Origin of the sequence: Kitasatospora sp. NPDC018058 (genome assembly GCF_044327205.1) — a bacterium.
In the GTDB taxonomy this organism is placed as follows: Bacteria; Actinomycetota; Actinomycetes; order Streptomycetales; family Streptomycetaceae; genus Kitasatospora.
Window position 1 is genome coordinate 65,974 of the sequence record NZ_JBIRFA010000036.1, and the last position, 16,707, is coordinate 82,680.

Below are 16,707 nucleotides of genomic sequence, written 5' to 3' on the forward strand. Positions count from 1 at the left end.
GGGTCGGAAAGGTCCGGGCGCGAACCTCGACCCACGGGTCTTGACCCATGTGATCGGTGACATGTGTCATTTCACATGCCGCATCCGACGCCGTCAACGGGAAGCGCACGGGCGGCTGCCACTTCCCCGCTCCTCGACCGAGAGTCAGGACCAACCTGTGCCAACAGCACGCTCCCGCCCCGGCGGACCACTCCGGAAACTCCTGCTCGGCGCCCTCGCCCTCGGCCTCGCCGCAGTCGGCACCGCCGGCCCGGCCCACGCCCAGGACCGGCCGGACATCCCGACCCAGCCCCCGACGTCGTCCACGACCCCGAAGGACCCGCATCCCGCCGCCGAGGGCTGGCGGCAGATCAACGGCACCTGGGTCCAGGTCGGCGCCACCCGACCGCATGTCATGCCCAACGCCGACACCTTCGCCCAGCGGCAGGCCGCCACGGCCCGCACCGCCGCCGCGTCCCCGCGCAACAACTACAACCTGCAGATGACCTACCGGGGAGGCCAGGACTCCATCGGAGTCACCACCGGCCAGCCGAAGGTCTACCTGGTCTACTGGGGCAGCCAGTGGGGCAACCCCGGCACCGACCCCGCCACCGGCGACGTCACGCTCTCCGGCGACCCGGACGGCGCCGCGCCCTATCAGCAGGACTTCTTCAAGGGCCTGGGCAGCGGCACCGACACCTGGTCCCGCGTGATGACCCAGTACTGCGAGGGCATCACCCCCGGCTCGTCCTACTGCCCGCCCGAGGCCAACCACGTCGGCATGCCGGTGGCCGGCCAGACCCTCGCCGGCGTCTGGGTGGACAACGCCAAGCCCGCACCGCAGGCCGCCACCGAGCCGGAGATCGCGGCCGAAGTCGCCGCCGCGGCCCAGCACTTCGGCAACAGCGATCCGAACCAGAACCGGGACGTGCAGTACATCGTCAACACCGGCCAGGGCCTGGACTCCGACAAGTGGAAGGAACTCGGCTACTGCGCCTGGCACACCTTCATGCGCAGCTCGGCCGGCACCCTCGCCTACACCCTGATGCCGTACCTGACCGACGTGCCCGCCTGCGGCACCAACTGGATCAATACCGGAGCGCGCGGCCGACTCGACGGCTACGGCATCATCGGCGGCCACGAGTACGCCGAGACCATCACCGACCAGACCGCCTCCGGCGCCTGGACGGACGCGACCGGCCAGGAGAACGCCGACAAGTGCTCCTGGATCCCGGTCGGCGCCAACGGCGGGATGTTCAACCTGACGCTCTCCACCGGCGTCTTCCCGGTGCAGACGACCTGGTCCAACTACGACCACCTGTGCACGGGCGACGACCCGGTCTTCGGGAACGCGCCGCTCCAGGTCACCCAGCCGTGCGAGCAGACCGTCGAGAGCGGTAAGCCCGTCGACATCCCGGTGCTCGCCTCCGACCGCGCCGGGCGCCCGATCACGTACAGCGCCAAGGGCCTGCCCGCCGGCCTGCGGATCGACCCGACGACCGGTCACCTCACGGGCACGACACACGCGACCGGCTGGAAGACCGTCACCGTGACCGGCCGGGACGACCGGGGCAACACCCAGAGCCAGACCTTCGAGGCCGGGTTCTTCCGCGGCCCGCAGACCGGCTGCGCCCCGATCGAGCAGCTCAACGACCCGAGCTTCGAGAACGGCACCGCCGACCACGGCGTCTGGAACCCGTCCGGCTACAACGTCATCACGCCCTCCACCGCGCACCAGGCGCACAGCGGCTCGACATACGCCTGGCTCGGGCAGAACACCGCGCACGACGACTCCGTCACCCAGTGGGTGGAGACCACCCCCGGGTACACCAAGGAGCACCTCTCCTTCTGGTTGAACATCACCGGCAGCGCCCAGGGGGCCTCCGCGCCGGGGGGTTCGGCGGTGGACACGCTCTCGCTGGAGCTCTACGACCAGTGGAGCGGCGACTACGTGGCGACCGTGAAGACCTGGACCAACCTGGACGCGACCAACGGCTACCGGCCACAGTCCTTCGACCTGACTCCGTACGTGGCAGCCGAGTTCGGCTCGACGGTGGGCATCAAGCTCGTCGCGCACTCGACGAGCGGGAAGACCGCGTTCCTGGTCGACGACGCTTCGGTGAAGCTGTCCTGAGCGGCACGCTCCCGGCCCCGTCCACGAGGGCGGAGGCCGCCGCAGGGCTTTGACCCGGGCCGACTGACCGGCGGGCAGCGTCCGGCCGGGACGGGATGTCCCGGCCGGACGGTGTTCACTGACCGGTCAGTCGGCGGCGGTGATGGCGGCGACGAGGTCGTCGTTGGTGAGGGCCTTCCCGCCGATGCCCCAGGCTCCGTCGCGGGCGTTCAGGATGTTGACCCAGGTGTCGTCGTTGTCGTGCCCGTCGACGGTCAGGCGTTCGACGACGTCCGTGGCGGCTCGGATGAACGCGGCACGGGCCTCGGCAGTGGCCAGGCCGATGTCGGGCAGTTTCAGCTCGACCATGACGACCGGGCGGTTCACGCCTCCGGCGAAGACGTGTTCCGGGGCGAGGATGTGGACGGTACCGCCGATCATCGACGTGAAGCCGGGGTTTCCGGCGAGGCCGCTGGCCCCGGTCAGGGCGGCGGTCAACTGCGGCAGGATCTCGCGCTCGCCGGTGGGGGTGAGGACGCCGCGCGGCGCGGTGACGGTGATGGGCATGGGCCCTCCCTGGAGTCGGCTAGGACGGACGTACTAGCTAGTCCAGCTTGGGCTAGGATGGGCGTACTAGTCAAGGAGCCGCGAGAGCGCGGGTCGGACGACCACCACGCACGACCGCCTCGCACAACCCCCAGGCACAACCCTCAGACACAATTCCCTGACACGACGTCAGGCTCACGATCGGAGGCGACCTTTGGCCGGCGACACCCGCGAGCGCATGATCGAGGCGACCGTCGCGGCGCTCCCGCACCGGGGCGTGGCGGGCATGTCGTTCACCGACATCCTGGCCGGCAGCGGCGCCGCGCGCGGCGCGATCTACCACCACTTCCCCGGCGGGAAGGCGCAGCTCGTCGCCGAGGCCGCGGAACGCAACGGCTGCGAGGTCCGCGCCCGCCTCGCCGCACTTCCGGCGGACAGCCCGCCGGAGGCCGTCGCGGCCTTCCTGGATCTGGTCAGGCCCGTGCTCGCGGCCTCCGCGGCGGGCGGAGGATGCGCGGTCGCCGCGGTCACGGTCGGGGCGGGCTCGGAGGCCGACGATGTGACGCTCCGCCAAGTCGCGTCGACCGCGTTCACGTCCTGGGTGGACCAGCTCGCGGAGCGGCTGACCGCCGCCGGACTCGGCGCTGACGCCGCCCGCGACCTCGCCGCCACCCTGATCACGCTGCTGCAGGGCGCCCACGTGCTGTGCCGGGCCGCCGGCGATCTCGAACCCTTCGAGCAGGTCGCGCGCACGGCCGCGTCGCTCGTCGCGCACCGCTACGCCGGCTGAGCACGGCCTTCACCGCGGAACGGCGACCGCTCGCCCCCACCCCCGTCGGGGGCGAGCGGTGCCGTCCGACCGACTCCTCAGTTGGGCTCAGAGGCCCAGGAGTTCGGCGAAGGTGCCGCCGAGGACGCGGTCGCGCAGCTCGCCGGGAGGGGTGACGCGCTCCACGAAGGCGCGGGTCAGGACCGGGTCGCCGTAGGGGGCGTCCGAGCCGAAGACCGTACGGTCGGGCACCTCCTGGATCGCCAGGCGGACCGCGAACACGATGCTTGCCGTCGACAGTTCCAGGTACAGGTTCGGGGTCTCCTTGGCCAGTTCGACGGCTGTCAGCCAGTTGAGACCGCCGAGCTGGCTGATCACGACCGGGACGCTCGGATGGCGGCGGGCGAGCTCGGCCAGCGTCGCCAGGTCGCCGGCGGTGGTCGGCGCGAACCCGTGCACCACGACCGGCAGTCCCCCGTGGTCGGCGGTGGCCCGCAGGACCGGCTCGATCAGGCCGGCACCGTCCGGCGGCGGCGTCAGCTCGCCGATGCCCCGGAAGCCCCGGGCCACCACGTCCCGCTCCACCTCCGCGGCGATCCGCTCGGCCGGCACGTCCAGCCGCACCTTGCCGAACCCGATGAACCGGTCCGGGTGCGCCGCGCAGGCCGCCTCCAGCTCCCGCAGCGCCGCAGCGTGCGCGTCGGCACCGGCGGACTGCCCGCTGATCGTCGCGTGCAGCACGCTCATCTCCCGCTTGAACGAGGCCAGATCGGCGGCCCGCTCCGGATGCGGCCGGGTGCCGAAGAGCACGGCGCGGTCGACCCCCGCCTCGTCGAGCAGCGCGAGGTGGTCGCGCAGCGGGTCGTGAACGTGGCTGTGAGCGTCGATGATCAACGGTTTCTCCTGGTCAGTGCCGGTCCCTCGCGGCGACCCCCGGTCGCCGTGCCCTAGTCTTCGACCCTGACACCGTGACAAGGTCAAGTCGAACGGGGAGAGAGCGACCATGCGGATCGGGCAACTGGCCAGACTCACCGGCACCAGCGAGCGTCTGATCCGGTACTACGAATCGACCGGCCTGCTGACCTCCACCCGCCTCCCCAACGGCTACCGCGACTACGAGCCGTCCGCCGAGCAGACCGTCCGCCAGATCCGCGCCCTCCTGGCGGCGGGCCTGCCCACCCGGCTGATCAGCCAGGTCTTGCCCTGCGGCCAGCCGGACGGCCCGCTCATCGCCTGTCCGGGGGTGCTCACCAAGCTGCGTACCCAGCTCGCCGAACTCGACCGCCGTGCCGACGAGTTGGACCAGGCCCGGCAAACCCTGCGCCGGGCCATCGCCGCCACCGAGGCGGCGGGCCCGCCCCCGACGGCCTGAGCCCCCGGCGGCGCCGAAGCCGTCGCACCACGGCGAACCGGCGCGCTGACGGCGAGCCACGCCTCAGCCCGTCGGGCTCGCCGCCTGCCGGCCGGGTGCGCCGACCGGGAGGCGGGCCTGGTTGACGCGGGCCTGCTGGGCGAGGAGGTCGACGAAGGCCACGGTGAGGGGGTCGGGGCGGGTGCGGGTGTAGGCGGTGAGGGTGCGGCGGATCGGGGGGTCGGGGCGGAGCAGGACGCCGTCGAAGTGGGGCGGGATGATGTCGGCCGGTACCAGCGCCGGGCCGAGCCCGGCCCCGGCGAGCAGGGGTGCGGCGGAGGTCTGTTCGGCGCGGACCGCCGCCCGGGGGTGGAAGCCCGCCTGGGCGCAGACGTGGTCGAGCAGATCGGCGAGGCCGTTGTCGGGGGCGTAGTGGACCCAGGCGCGGTCGGCGAGGTCGGTGAGCGCGACCGAGGCGGTGGGGCGGTCGGCCAACGGGTCGTCGGCGGGCAGGACGATCGTGAACTCCTCGACGCCGAGTTCGCGGATCGGCCCCTCCCATCCGGCCGGCACGGGACCGATGCCGACGTCGGCGCGGCCTGCGGTCATCGCGTCCTGGAGCCGGTCCGCGTGCGAGTACTCGCGCAGCCGGATCCGTACGCCGGGGTGCAGACGGCGCCAGGACCGCAGGACCGGCGGCAGGACGCCGAGGCTGACCGAGTAGACGACGGCGACCTCCAACTCCCCCTCCTCCAGGCCGACCGCGCGCCTGGCCACCGAGGTCAGGCGCTCGGCCTCGGCCAGCGCGGCGCGGGCGTGCGGCAGCACCGCCCGGCCGGTCGGGGTGAGCCGCACCGAGCGCGGCAGGCGTTCCAGCAGCGGGCCGCCGAGCGTGCTCTCCAACGCCCGGATCTGGTGGGAGAGCGCCGGCTGGGTGACGTGCAGTCGCTCGGCGGCGCGGGTGAAGGAGCCGGTGTCGACCACGGTGACGAGGTATTCGAGCTGCCTGAGCGTCGGGGTTGCTGCCATGAGCGGATTTTATCGGTGGGGTAGAAAACAATCCTTGGACTCATGACGGGCGCCCGGGAGAGGGTCGTGCTGCGGCCGCCGCGGGAAGCAGCGGGCGGCCGATCCCCGATGACTCGAAGGAGTACTCCCATGTCCGATGGCACGTCCCTGCAGGGAAAGCGACTCGTGGTGGTGGGCGCGGGTTCGCGCACCGGTCGGGTCCTCGCCCGGGCCGCTTCGGCGGCCGGCGCCGCGGTCGTGCTGGCCGGCCCGGATCCGCGCAAGCTGGAGTGGACGGCCGGCGAGCTGTCCGGGCCCGCCGAGGTGATCACGCTCGACCTCGCCGACGAGCGGTCGATCGCCGACTCCGCGAAGCTGGTCGGCCGCTTCGACCACCTGGTCTCGACCGCCGCGATGCCGGCCAACGGCCCGCTGCAGGATCTCGAACTCGCCGATGTGCAGAGGGCGTTCTCCGCGAAGGTGATCGGTCCGCTGCTGCTCGCCAAGCACCTGGCCGGACAGGTCGCCGAGGGCGGCTCGTTCACCTTCTTCTCCGGTGTGGCCGCCTGGCGCCCGGCCCCCGCACGCACGGTCATGGCCACCACCAACGGCGCGCTGGCCTTCCTGGTGCGGGCGCTGGCGGTGGAGATCGCCCCGGTCCGGGTCAACGCCGTCTCCCCCGGCATCGTCGACACCGGATCCTGGGACGGCCTGGGCTCCGACAAGGAGGCGTTCCTGCGCGGGGTCGCCGAGCGCAACCCGGCCCGCCGCGTCGGCAGCCCGGAGGACCTGGTCAAGGCCGTGTTCTACGCCATCGACAACCCGTACGTCACCGGCACCGTGCTGCACGTCGACGGCGGCGGCCGACTCGCCTGACCCCCCGCCCACCGGATCCGACGGGACGTCCGATCCATCCACCCCGGCCGCGCTCGACGCCCGGCGCGCGACCGACCGATTCGAGGAGCCCCTCCCATGCGTTCGCGCACCCTGATCCGTACCGCCGCAGCCGTCGCGACGGTGGCGAGTCTGGCGGCCGGCACCGCCGCGGCCGCCCCGGCCCGCGAGGACGGCCACCGCCCGCCCTCGCACGCCTGGCCGCAGCGTCTGATCGACCGCTCGCCCGACCTGGTCCAGCCGAAGGCACTCACCGCGGACCGCTCGATCGGCGAGCGGCGCGCGGCCCAGGAGGTCCACCTGGCACAGCAGTTGTACACGTTCTGGAACACCGGGCAGCAGCGGTACCTGGACGCGGCGATCGACCCGCGGTTCAAGGACAACACGCTGCCGGTCGGCCGCCCCCAGGGCCCCGCCGGGCCGGTCCTCGCCTCGAAGAACCTCCGCGCCGCCGTGCCCGACCTGACCTGCGAGCTGTCCGACCTCCTGGTCACCGGCGACCGGATCACCGCCCGACTGGTCTTCCGCGGCCACTTCACCGGCACCTTCAACGGCGTCCGGGGCAAGGGCCAGAACGTCGAGTTCAACGCCATCGACATCCAGCACGTCGGCACCGACAGGATCATCGAGGACTGGCACATCGAGGACAACGAGACGCTGTCGGCCCAGCTGAGCAGTCGGGGCTGACCACGGGACGGGGCCGCGTCGCCGTACGAGCGCTCGCTCGGCGACGCGGCCCGGTCCGCCCGTTCGTCCGTCAGCTGTGCTTCCAGGTCACCGAGAAGGCGCTGCCCCCGCTCAGCCCGGAGGTGCTGGCCTTGGTGGTGCCGCCGGAGGCCATGGTGATGCTGTCCGGGTTGAAGCCGCCCAGGCTCTGGCCGTTGACCTTGGCGCCACTGAACGCCACCGAGCCGAAGTCGGACAGCGGCAGCACCCCGGTGGAGCTGGAGGGGGCCTCGGCGATCACCTCGGCGGAGGCGAGGGAGGCGCTCCTGAGGGACTTGTTGACGGTGCGGCTCCAGCCGGCCGTGGTGTCGGAGAGAGTGAGGGTGAAGGAGCCGCTGCCGTTGGTGGTGACGCTCGCGGTGAAGTGGTCGCCCGGCCGCACGGTGTTGCTGAAGTTGGACGGGTAGGCCGGGTACATCTCGTACCAGGCGGAGTACACCGGGGAACCGTTCGAGCAGTCGGCCTCGGTGCCGGTCTGCTCGACCGTGCTGCTGCCGTCGCCGTCGAGGCCGACCCAGAAGCTGGACCAGGTATTGCCGCCGGAGCAGGAGACGGCGGGCTGCACCCAACTGGCGCTGACGCTGGTGAACCGGCCGCCGGTGGCGGCGTAGCCGGCCCAGTTGCCACTGGTGCTGCGCAGGAGGCCGCCGCCGTGATGGGCCAGCGGGGCCTGGACGAGGGTGGGGGCGCTGGCGGCGACGGCCGGTGCGGTGGTGCCCAGGACGCTCAACAGGGCAGCGGACACGGCGAGGGTACGCCGACTGGCTACGGACATGACTACTCCCTTGTGGGGGCGTGGAGTTGGCCGAGCGTCGACAAAGGTAGACCCACCGCGCGAGAGCGGTGGGTCACGGGGCGATAACGAAGCTGTGGTCTGCGTGTGGTGGTACGGCATCCGAGAGGTGGCTCAGCCGCCGCCCGGGATCAACACTCTGACGCTCCAGAGTGGGCGAGGAATCACCGTCGCGCACAGAGCGCGCATCGGCCACAACCGGGCGGACTCGCCGGTCAGGCTCCCACCAATCATTCGCGCACGGGGAAACAATGTGCACCCGATCGGACACGGGAGGTAAACATGCCCATGCTGCTCATCACCGGCTCGTACCGGATCCTCGGCGACCGGCCCGACGGCGACACCGTCCACTTCACCCCGCGCGACCCGGGCTTCTGGTGCGAGGTGCCCGGCAAGAACCGCGTCAAGCGGGACGAGCACGGCGGCGCCTCGATCCGGGTGGACGGGATCGATGCCACCGAGACCCACTACAATGGCGTCGGCCCGGACTACGTCCACCAGCCGCGCGACAAGGGGGCCCACGCCGCCCGGGACGAGCTGCTCAGCTGGCTGGGCTTCAGCAAGGTCGTGCAGGACCCGGAGGAGAAGGTCACCGCGTCGACCCCGGAAACCGTCCCCGGCTACATCCTCACCTCCGGCGCCGACATGTACGGCCGCTGCGTCGCGCTGATCGGACGCGGCGACCCGCCCAAGATCGGCGCTGACCCGAAGCCCGCGAGGAGCGGCACCCGGATCGACGTCACCATCAGCATGATGAACCGGACCGCCAACCATCACCTGCTCTCCCGCGGCCTGGTCTACCCGACGTTCTACGGCAACCTGTCCGAGGAGCTGCGGGCGGACATGACCGCCACCACCCAGCAGGCGCGGGAGGACAAGGTCCCGGGCAGCGTCTGGGCGTATGACGAGACCACCAGCGGCGTGAAGATCGAGAATCTCGCCACGCTGACCGACCACCAGGTCATCGTGCCCAAGCTGTTCCGCCGCCTCGCCGACTACATCCGCCTCTTCGGCCCCTCTCTGACCTGCCTGCCCGCCTATCTCGCGGGCGGCGCCGACGAGTTCCACGTGCCCGAGCAGGAGGCCAGCATCATCGGCCTGCAGCACGTGGTCGAGGTCACCAACGGCAACACGTTCCGGATGACCCGCCCGATCGAAGACCTCGTCTTCGTCGAGAAGTGACGGGAGATCCCGGCAGTAACCAGGCCCAGGACGGAACCTCCTCCGAGGTCAACGTGACCTGTTCAGTCGTCAGTCTCGTACGCATTCCGAGGGTGGGTGGAGTAGATCCGGTGCCAGTGCTCGGCCAAGCGGGCCAAGTCGGTGACAGTGCCAGCGGAGAGGTCCCGCGCGGGCGCGCGTGTCGTGTGCCGGCCCGGTGGGCCGCCTCGGCGTGGTAGCCGCGTGGCCCGCCGGCGTCGGCTGCCCCGTACCGATCTCGCGGACGCACTGGCCCACTGCTCGGCGACGCCCACCACCTTGGTCAGGCCGGGGGCCGGTCCAGCAGGAGGCCACGCCGGATGTACTCGAAGAGGCCGTCGAACAGCGGCTCCGTCACGGCGAGCGTCTGCTCGTCGGTGCACACCATGGACAGCCCGCGCAGGGCGACGTCGAAGCCGGGCGCCTCGGGGGCGTCGTAGCGCCGGTCGTCGAGGTCGACCTCGTGGACGATCTCGGCGATCCGCCACAGCGCCGGATCCGTCAGGTCGTACCGGCGCAGGATGGTCTCGAAGGAACAGTCATCGCCGTGGTGGGAGAGGTCCACACCCCGTATGTCGAAGGCGGTCGCGTCCGGCGGCACCTCCGCGGGGTCGCCGACGAACACGAACTGCGCTTCCGCGTCGATGAACCGGCGGATCAGCCATGCGCAGGCCGCCCGGTCGATGTGCACCCCGGCCCTGGTCGCCCACCTCACGACTGCGTCACCGGCCTGTTCTTCGCGGGCGCGGCGGAGCCTGCCGCGAGGTGTTCGACGGCGGCGCGGGCCGCATCGCGTTCGCGGGGCGGGAAGTAGTCGCGCCGCACTATCCGATGCAGCTCGGTGCGCAGTCGGCGGACCGCGCGCAGGCGCTCCGCCTCCGGCTGTCCTTTCAGGGCCGCGGCGCTCTCGGCGACCTTGCGGTACTCGTCGGCACGCGCGGTCGCCATGGCGCCGGCCAGTTCGCGTTCCTGTGCGAGGGTGCCGGGCTGGGCGAGCCAGACGCCCGCGGTTCCGCCGGCCTCGGTGACCTCCTCGGCGATCCACTCCAGTTGCTCGCGGGTGCGGGCGTCGGCGGGCAGGGCCACCAAGCCGTCGGAGATCTGGACGACGCCGAGCTGCTTGAGCTTGCGCCACACGGCGATCCGGGGGGTGGAGGGTTCACGCGGGATGCGATACGACAGCAGCACCCAGCGCCCCGTGGACGGCGACGAGCCCGCCGGGTGTTCCGAACCCCCTTGATCCGCCACTGCGATCACCTCCGTGCTGTCCGCGCGCCGTCGACCGGCCCCTCTGGACATGTAACCCGGGTTTCGCCAAGCGAGCGACCGCGTTCCGGGGAGGCCGAGAGTGGATCCATCCGACCCGGTCTTCATTCTCGACGGTGTGACCGTGCGGCGCCACGGTTACACGCTGCTGGACGACGTCTCGGCGGGCATTCCCGATGCCGCGTGCGCGGCACCGTCAAGCCCGGCCGCCGCTGGGCGGTTGCGCGGTGTTCACCCGCTACGAGGACGGACGCACGCTACTGATGGGCGACCTCGTGGCCGCCGAGGACGAACTCCAGCGCGCCACCGGCGCGTTGCACGCGGGCGGGCTGGATCAGACCGCGATCCACAAGCACCTGCAACGAAACTCCGTAAGCGGCAGACGGTCTTGGCGGACCACCTGCTCCAACGGGGCCCCGTCGCCCACGTTCTGCTCCGTTGCAGAGCTGCCACCAAACCCCTTGCCACCAACGTGAATTCGTGAGAACGACCCGGCCTTGGATCAAGCCCGCACAGCCATACCCGGAGTCGCTGAATCTCAGGACCATACGACCGACCCGTCAGACCCACCAACAACGTAGGACCACTCCGTTCCATGAGACGCCATCCGGTTTTCGACGGCGCCGGCGCCCGGATACCCCGCGGCTCACCGGCTCGGCCGTGATCACGGCCCGCCCCGTTCGGGGCCAGGTCCGGGCCCCGGATGGGTGGCGGGGATGGCGGGGGCGGGCACGGTGTTCGAGAGTGGAAGAGCAGGCAGTCGCCTGCGGCGGTGTAACCGGTGTTATCCCGAGTGCGGTTGTCGTGCTGGGGCCTGGTGTCCGTCTCCCGATGTGCTTCATGGAAGAAAGGAAGGGTTTGGCGATGAGACGAGGTTCACCCCTCGCTATGCGGGTAGGTGTGGTTTCCGCTGTGTTGGGAGGGGTTCTGGCTTCCGCTGTACCGGCCGTCGCCGCCCCAGCCGGGCGTATGACCGTCGACGCCGCAGCGCGGGCAGAGGCACTGCCTGCCCCCGAAAATGGTGGCGCCGCGGTCCCGGTGGGCGACACGGACACCAGCGCGCGCAACGTCAGTGGCACCCCGAGCGCCGCTGCCACCGTCCGCGCCGCAGAGGACGCCTTCTATGCCGTTTCCCGTGCCGCGGACGTCGCCCACTGGGCGGCCGTCGAAGCGGGCTACTTCACGTACGACGGCTACTACGGCTACTACCGCGACGGCTACTATGCCGATGAGACCTACTATGCCGTTGCCCGTGCGGCAAGGGTCGCCCACCGTGCGGTCGTCGAAGCAGCAGCCTACGCCGGGGCCACAGGCGGTCACGCCCCCTGCGCCAACGGAAAGTCGGCGTGCTGACCTTCCCTTAGCGCAAGGGAACGGCGCTGGGGAGCCTGGTCGGGGTGGAGCCGGCCAACCGCACTTCGGGGTAGGTCACTCTGATGGGAGTGAGGCGACTCCGTGCGGGCTGGGACGCGAGCACGGCACCCGGTTTGACCAGGTCTTACTCCAAGATCGTTGCTACACCACTCAGCAGGACGCCATCCGCCCGGACCGTGCCCGGGACCGGGCCCGCTCGGCGGGATGTACGCGCAGCAGCGAGAACACGAGGTTCACGCGCCCGTCGACCATGTCGTCCCACAGATCGATGACGTCGTCCGTGACCTTGGCAAGGTAACCGACAGCAGCGAACTGCCGCACGGCGTCGGACCCGGGCGATGCGTGGTTGAACAGGCCGATGACGTGTGCCAGACACGCCCCGAATCCCACCGGGTCCAACTCCGCGCCTTGCCTGGCCTGTTCGACGCCTCCCAGGGCGCATTGCGGGGCAACGTAGCGGGAGAACGACCGAGCCAGGAGGGCGCCGTCGATCAGCGCCGGCGCGCTCCCGCCCGAGGCACCGAACACCCGCGCGGGGCGGGCCATCACGGCACGCGATCGCGGCTGACAGAGTGTTCCGCCGGTCCGGCACAGCGCGAACAGCTCACCCCGTGCCGATCCGGCGGCCGCTGACCTCGCCGGGCCGGATGCGCACCCACAGCGGGCGGGCGCCGCCGGCCCACGGCGTGGTGCCCGGCAGCGCCGAGAGCCGCTGCTGCTCGTCCGGGTCGTCGATGTGGTGGGCCTCGCCGAGGATCAGGACGCTCCAGCCTCGGCTGCGGCGGTCGTCGATGTGGTCCACCTGGAACGAGGCCGGCGAGCCCTCGGCCGGAGCGGCGGCACCCCGGGGGGCGGTGCGGTAGACGATCGTTCCGGCGTCCACCGTGTAGTTCACCGGAAGCACCAAGGGCGCCGGCCCGACGGGCAGGCCGATCCGGCCGACGCCGTGGGTGCCGATCAGGTCCCAGCACTGCGGCTCGCTCAGGTGGAGCAGCAGCGGGTGCGGGCCGGCGTCGCTCTGCCCCGGCGGGGCGTCCGGGCGGTGGCCGGACAGCAGCTCCGGCCACGTGGTGCCGAGGGCGGTGGCGATCCGGACGAAGGCCTCGGGGTCGAACTCCGGCCCGGCCTGCAGGAGTTGCCGCAGGTAGGCCGGTGCCATGTTCGCCCGGTAGGCCAGCATCCACTCGCTCAGACCGAGTTGGTCGCGGCGTTGGACGATCCGGCTGGCGATGGCGACGGGGTCGGGGCGTTCGGTCATGGCTGCGCTTCCTCCAGGCACGCAGGTCACGTCCGGAAGAGCGCGACCTTGAGAGCTCCGGTGCCGGCCGCGTCGGCGAAGACGTCGTACGCGTCCTGCATCTCGTCGAGCCCGAATCGGTGGGTGACCAGGCCCGCGACATCCAGTCTGCCGACGGCCAGCAGATCGAGCAGCAGCGGAGTGCTGTTCGTGTCGACCAGCCCGGTGGTGATGGTGATGTCGCGGATCCAGAGGTCCTCCAGGTGGAGCACCGCCGGCCTGCCGTGCACACCCACGTTGGCGACCCGGCCGCCGGGGCGCACCAGGCGCGTGCACAGCTCGAAGGACTCGGGCACGCCGACCGCCTCGATCGCGACGTCCACGCCGAGTCCGTCCCGGCTCAGCTCGCGGACGGCCTCCGGGGTGGCCTCGGCCACGGTCAGCGCCGTGTCGGCGCCGAAGCGTTCGGCGGCGTCGAGGCGGCTCCGGGCGAGGTCGACCGCGACGATGCGGGCCGGGCTGTAGAGGCGGGCAGTGAGGATCGCGGCGAGCCCGATCGGCCCCGCGCCGACGATCGCGACGGTGTCGCCCGGGCCCACCCTGCCGTTGCGGACGCCGACCTCGTAGGAGGTGGGCAGGATGTCGGCGAGCAGCAGGGCGTCCTCGTCGCCGACGCCCTCGGGCAGCCGGTACAGGGAGGTGTCCGCGAAGGGGGTGCGGACGTACTCGGCCTGGCAGCCGTCGACCAGGTGGCCGAGGATCCAGCCGCCACCGCCGGTGCACTGGCCGTAGCACGCGCCCCGGCAGTAGGCGCAGCGGCCGCAGGCGGAGATGCAGGAGACCAGCACGCGGTCGCCGGGGCCGACCGTGCGGACGCCCGGTCCGGTCTCGGTGACGGTGCCGACGGCCTCGTGGCCGAGGACGCGGCCCTGTTCGACCTCGGGGACGTCGCCCTTGAGGATGTGCAGGTCGGTGCCGCAGACGGTGACCGCGTCCACCCGGACGACGGCGTCCTCCGGGTCGCGGACGACCGGGTCGGGGACGTCGCCCCAGGTGCGGCGGCCGGGTCCGTGGTAGGTGAGCGCCCTCATGCCGCGATCACTCCTCCGGGACTGGCGGAGCCGGGTGGGTTCCACTCGCCCTTCCAGGCTCCGATGCCGCCGCGCCCCCGGCCAGGGGCCCGGTGGGGTCCTCCCGCTGGGCCGATGGGCCCCCTCCGTGTCCGGCGCCCCGGGCCGTACGCGCCTACCCTGGTCAGGGGCGTCGGGCGAGCCGTGGAGGATTCCTTGGGCAGCGAATCGGAGAGTTCCACCCCCGTGCCGAGGCTCCGGCTGGACGGCCTGCTGGAGGAACTCCAGACCCGGCTGGACGCCGCCAGGGGCACCCGCGACCGCGTGCACAGCCTGCTGGAGGCGGTGCTGGCCGTCGGCCGCGACCTGGAGCTGTCCCAGGCCCTGCAACACATCGTGGAGGCGGCGGTCACCCTGGTGGACGCCGAGTACGGCGCCCTGGGCGTGATCGGTGAGGACCAGCGGCTGTCCCAGTTCATCCCGGTCGGTGTCACGGACGACCAGGTCAAGCGGATCGGTGCGCTGCCGTCCGGGCACGGCATCCTCGGCGAGCTGATCCGCCACCCCGAGCCGCTGCGGCTCACCCGGATCGCCGACCACCCGGCCTCCTACGGTTTCCCGGCCCATCACCCGCCGATGCGGTCCTTCCTGGGGGTGCCGATCCGGATCCGGGACAGGGTGTTCGGCAACCTGTACCTGACCGAGAAACGCGGCGGGGGCGAGTTCGACGCCGAGGACGAGTCGGTGCTCGCCACCCTCGCCGTCGCCGCCGGGGTGGCGATCGACAACGCCCGCCTCTACGCCCGGTCGCGGCGGCGCCAGCGCTGGCTGGAGGCGAGCGCGGAGGTCACCAGCAGTCTGCTGTCGGGCAGCGCGGAGCAGGAGGTGCTGGACCTGTTGCTCGCCCGGGCCGCCGAGATCGCCGGCGCGGACCTCGCCGTCGTCGCCGTACCGCTACCGGACACCGGCGAGCTGGAAGTGCGGATCGCCGTCGGGCTCGGTGCGGAGCAGCACCGGGGTCTGGTGGTGCCCCTCGAGGGCTCGTTCATGGGCGCGGCCGCCCGTACCGGCGGGATCGTGGTGAGTCCGGACGTCCGGAAGGACCCCCGGATCACGGTCGGCCCGCCGCGCTGGGAGGGCCTGGGACCGGCGGTCGTGGTGCCCGTCGGTACGGTCGGGCGCGGGATCCGCGGTGTGCTGATGCTGGCCCGCGCGTCCGGTGCACCGTTGTTCGACGAGGGCGAGTCCGGGCCGCTGCTGGGCTTCGCGGGCCAGGCGGCGGTGGCGATGGAGCTCGCGGAGCGCCGCCGCGACTCCGAGCAGGTGGCGCTGCTGAAGGAGCGCGACCGGATCGCCCGCGACCTGCACGACCTGGCCATCCAGCGGCTCTTCGCCACCGCAATGACCCTCCAGGGCGCGACCCGCTTCATCGAGCACCCCGAGGCGACGGACCGCGTCCTGCGGGCGATCGACGACCTGGACGAGACCGCGAAGACCATCCGCGCCACCATCTTCGGCCTGCGCCTGCGCGAGTCCGGCCCGGCCGCGAGCGGCCTGCGCGCCCGGCTCGTCGACGTGGTCGACCGCGCCGCCCGCTCCCTCGGCTTCACCCCGGCTCTGCGGATGACCGGCCTGCTCGACGCCACCGTCCCCGCCGAGATCGCGGACGCGGCCGTCGCGGTCCTGGAGGAGGCCCTGTCCAACGCCGCCCGCCACGCCAAGGCCACCTCCGTCGACGCCGCGGTCTCCGCCGACCAGGAGCTGACCGTCACGGTCACCGACGACGGCATCGGCCTCCCCGAGGGCGGCCGCCGCAGCGGCCTCGCCAATCTCACCGACCGCGCCACCGCCCTGGGCGGCACCTTCACCGCCCTCACCCGCCCCGAGGGCGGCACCGAGCTGGTCTGGCAGGTCCCGTTGCCCGACGCCTGAACGCACTGACACCCTGGGCTGACCCCGATGTGGTCGCGTTTCGCGGCGCGGTGCGCGAGCGGCTCTACGGCTGAGCCCCGTCGCGAACGGCGGGCCTCCCGGCGGGATCGACCGCTACCTCTCCCGGCCCAGCACCTCCCTGACCGCCAGCCTGGGTGTCGGGGCTCCCTCGGGGCCGTAGCCGAGGCGGATCACCATCTGGACGTAGCCGGGGCGTCGGTGCGGGTCGCGGGCTTCCCAGCGCAGGTGCGGCCACTCCACATGCCGGGGCCGTTCCAGTACATCATCGCCGCCTCCTCGGCCGTGCCGGGTGGACCACTTCCACCGTGCGGCCGGGCTCCGGTGAGGCGCTTGGGTGCTGTTCGGGCGGCTCGGCGTGGGCGGCGATGACGGCTGCCTGGAGGCGGCGCTCGACGCCCAGCTTGGAGAGCAGCCGCGAGACGTGGTTC

General features: G+C 72.1%; 19 protein-coding genes. 9 read left to right on the plus strand and 10 right to left on the minus strand.

Translation table 11 applies throughout. From position 1 onward, the window contains the following. Positions 1 to 157: 157 nt before the first annotated feature. Entirely contained in the window at positions 158 to 2,113 is a 1,956-nt protein-coding gene (locus ACH4E7_RS35100) for a putative Ig domain-containing protein (RefSeq protein WP_396253216.1), read from the plus strand. Between the two features lie 126 nt (positions 2,114 to 2,239). Here ACH4E7_RS35100 and ACH4E7_RS35105 read toward each other — a convergent pair whose 3' ends face one another. Continuing rightward, positions 2,240 to 2,659: a 4-oxalocrotonate tautomerase family protein gene (locus ACH4E7_RS35105; RefSeq protein ID WP_396253217.1), complete on the minus strand. Its 420-nt coding sequence runs from the start codon at positions 2,657 to 2,659 to the stop codon at positions 2,240 to 2,242. A gap of 193 nt (positions 2,660 to 2,852) precedes the next feature. On the opposite strand from ACH4E7_RS35105, the gene ACH4E7_RS35110 reads away from it, so the two are divergent. Beyond that, on the plus strand, positions 2,853 to 3,428 hold the full coding sequence (locus tag ACH4E7_RS35110) for a TetR/AcrR family transcriptional regulator (RefSeq protein ID WP_396253218.1): 576 nt from the start codon (positions 2,853 to 2,855) through the stop codon (positions 3,426 to 3,428). A gap of 87 nt (positions 3,429 to 3,515) precedes the next feature. On the opposite strand, the gene ACH4E7_RS35115 is transcribed toward ACH4E7_RS35110, so the two are convergent. After that, positions 3,516 to 4,301 carry an amidohydrolase family protein gene (locus ACH4E7_RS35115; protein ID WP_396253219.1) on the minus strand — a complete coding sequence of 262 codons (786 nt, stop codon included), beginning with the start codon at positions 4,299 to 4,301 and terminating at the stop codon, positions 3,516 to 3,518. A gap of 109 nt (positions 4,302 to 4,410) precedes the next feature. Here ACH4E7_RS35115 and ACH4E7_RS35120 point away from each other — a divergent pair, with 109 nt between their 5' ends. Further along, positions 4,411 to 4,779: a MerR family transcriptional regulator gene (locus tag ACH4E7_RS35120; protein WP_396253220.1), complete on the plus strand. Its 369-nt coding sequence runs from the start codon at positions 4,411 to 4,413 to the stop codon at positions 4,777 to 4,779. Between the two features lie 63 nt (positions 4,780 to 4,842). Here the strand turns inward: ACH4E7_RS35120 and ACH4E7_RS35125 are convergent, their stop codons facing one another. Then, entirely contained in the window at positions 4,843 to 5,787 is a 945-nt protein-coding gene (locus tag ACH4E7_RS35125; RefSeq protein ID WP_396253221.1) for a LysR family transcriptional regulator, read from the minus strand. Between the two features lie 129 nt (positions 5,788 to 5,916). On the opposite strand from ACH4E7_RS35125, the gene ACH4E7_RS35130 reads away from it, so the two are divergent. Further along, complete coding sequence (locus tag ACH4E7_RS35130; protein WP_396253222.1) at positions 5,917 to 6,642, plus strand: SDR family oxidoreductase; 726 nt, start codon at positions 5,917 to 5,919, stop codon at positions 6,640 to 6,642. A gap of 96 nt (positions 6,643 to 6,738) precedes the next feature. Next, complete coding sequence (locus ACH4E7_RS35135; RefSeq protein ID WP_396253223.1) at positions 6,739 to 7,347, plus strand: ester cyclase; 609 nt, start codon at positions 6,739 to 6,741, stop codon at positions 7,345 to 7,347. Positions 7,348 to 7,417: 70 nt separating this feature from the next. Here the strand turns inward: ACH4E7_RS35135 and ACH4E7_RS35140 are convergent, their stop codons facing one another. Beyond that, the gene (locus ACH4E7_RS35140) at positions 7,418 to 8,161 is read right to left on the minus strand and encodes a G1 family glutamic endopeptidase (RefSeq protein WP_396253224.1); all 744 of its coding nucleotides are present in this window, start codon (positions 8,159 to 8,161) and stop codon (positions 7,418 to 7,420) included. A 300-nt stretch (positions 8,162 to 8,461) separates the two neighbouring features. On the opposite strand from ACH4E7_RS35140, the gene ACH4E7_RS35145 reads away from it, so the two are divergent. Next, positions 8,462 to 9,361 carry a nuclease gene (locus tag ACH4E7_RS35145; protein WP_396253225.1) on the plus strand — a complete coding sequence of 300 codons (900 nt, stop codon included), beginning with the start codon at positions 8,462 to 8,464 and terminating at the stop codon, positions 9,359 to 9,361. A gap of 301 nt (positions 9,362 to 9,662) precedes the next feature. On the opposite strand, the gene ACH4E7_RS35150 is transcribed toward ACH4E7_RS35145, so the two are convergent. Both ACH4E7_RS35150 and ACH4E7_RS35155 read right to left on the minus strand, forming a co-directional pair. Continuing rightward, a complete protein-coding gene (locus tag ACH4E7_RS35150; RefSeq protein ID WP_396253226.1) occupies positions 9,663 to 10,094 on the minus strand; it encodes a chromate resistance protein ChrB domain-containing protein in 432 nt (143 codons plus the stop codon). After that, entirely contained in the window at positions 10,091 to 10,567 is a 477-nt protein-coding gene (locus tag ACH4E7_RS35155; RefSeq protein ID WP_396253228.1) for a Chromate resistance protein ChrB, read from the minus strand. Before ACH4E7_RS35155 ends, ACH4E7_RS35150 begins: the two co-directional genes overlap by 4 nt. 341 nt (positions 10,568 to 10,908) lie before the next feature. On the opposite strand from ACH4E7_RS35155, the gene ACH4E7_RS35160 reads away from it, so the two are divergent. Together ACH4E7_RS35160 and ACH4E7_RS35165 are read left to right on the plus strand one after the other, a co-directional pair. Further along, positions 10,909 to 11,121 (plus strand): DUF1259 domain-containing protein, encoded by a 213-nt coding sequence (locus ACH4E7_RS35160; protein ID WP_396253240.1) that lies wholly within the window; start codon positions 10,909 to 10,911, stop codon positions 11,119 to 11,121. 493 nt (positions 11,122 to 11,614) lie between these two features. Next, the gene (locus ACH4E7_RS35165; RefSeq protein WP_396253229.1) at positions 11,615 to 11,998 is read left to right on the plus strand and encodes a hypothetical protein; all 384 of its coding nucleotides are present in this window, start codon (positions 11,615 to 11,617) and stop codon (positions 11,996 to 11,998) included. Between the two features lie 171 nt (positions 11,999 to 12,169). Here ACH4E7_RS35165 and ACH4E7_RS35170 read toward each other — a convergent pair whose 3' ends face one another. From ACH4E7_RS35170 to ACH4E7_RS35180, 3 genes are read right to left on the minus strand one after another with little or no spacing between them, the layout of a single operon-like run. Next, complete coding sequence (locus ACH4E7_RS35170; RefSeq protein WP_396253230.1) at positions 12,170 to 12,565, minus strand: hypothetical protein; 396 nt, start codon at positions 12,563 to 12,565, stop codon at positions 12,170 to 12,172. Positions 12,566 to 12,623: 58 nt separating this feature from the next. Further along, positions 12,624 to 13,277 (minus strand): helix-turn-helix domain-containing protein, encoded by a 654-nt coding sequence (locus tag ACH4E7_RS35175; RefSeq protein WP_396253231.1) that lies wholly within the window; start codon positions 13,275 to 13,277, stop codon positions 12,624 to 12,626. 26 nt (positions 13,278 to 13,303) lie between these two features. Continuing rightward, complete coding sequence (locus ACH4E7_RS35180; RefSeq protein ID WP_396253232.1) at positions 13,304 to 14,347, minus strand: zinc-dependent alcohol dehydrogenase family protein; 1,044 nt, start codon at positions 14,345 to 14,347, stop codon at positions 13,304 to 13,306. A gap of 195 nt (positions 14,348 to 14,542) precedes the next feature. Here ACH4E7_RS35180 and ACH4E7_RS35185 point away from each other — a divergent pair, with 195 nt between their 5' ends. Next, complete coding sequence (locus ACH4E7_RS35185) at positions 14,543 to 16,258, plus strand: GAF domain-containing protein (protein ID WP_396253233.1); 1,716 nt, start codon at positions 14,543 to 14,545, stop codon at positions 16,256 to 16,258. A 114-nt stretch (positions 16,259 to 16,372) separates the two neighbouring features. On the opposite strand, the gene ACH4E7_RS35190 is transcribed toward ACH4E7_RS35185, so the two are convergent. Continuing rightward, entirely contained in the window at positions 16,373 to 16,519 is a 147-nt protein-coding gene (locus tag ACH4E7_RS35190; RefSeq protein WP_396253234.1) for a hypothetical protein, read from the minus strand. Positions 16,520 to 16,707 lie beyond the last annotated feature (188 nt).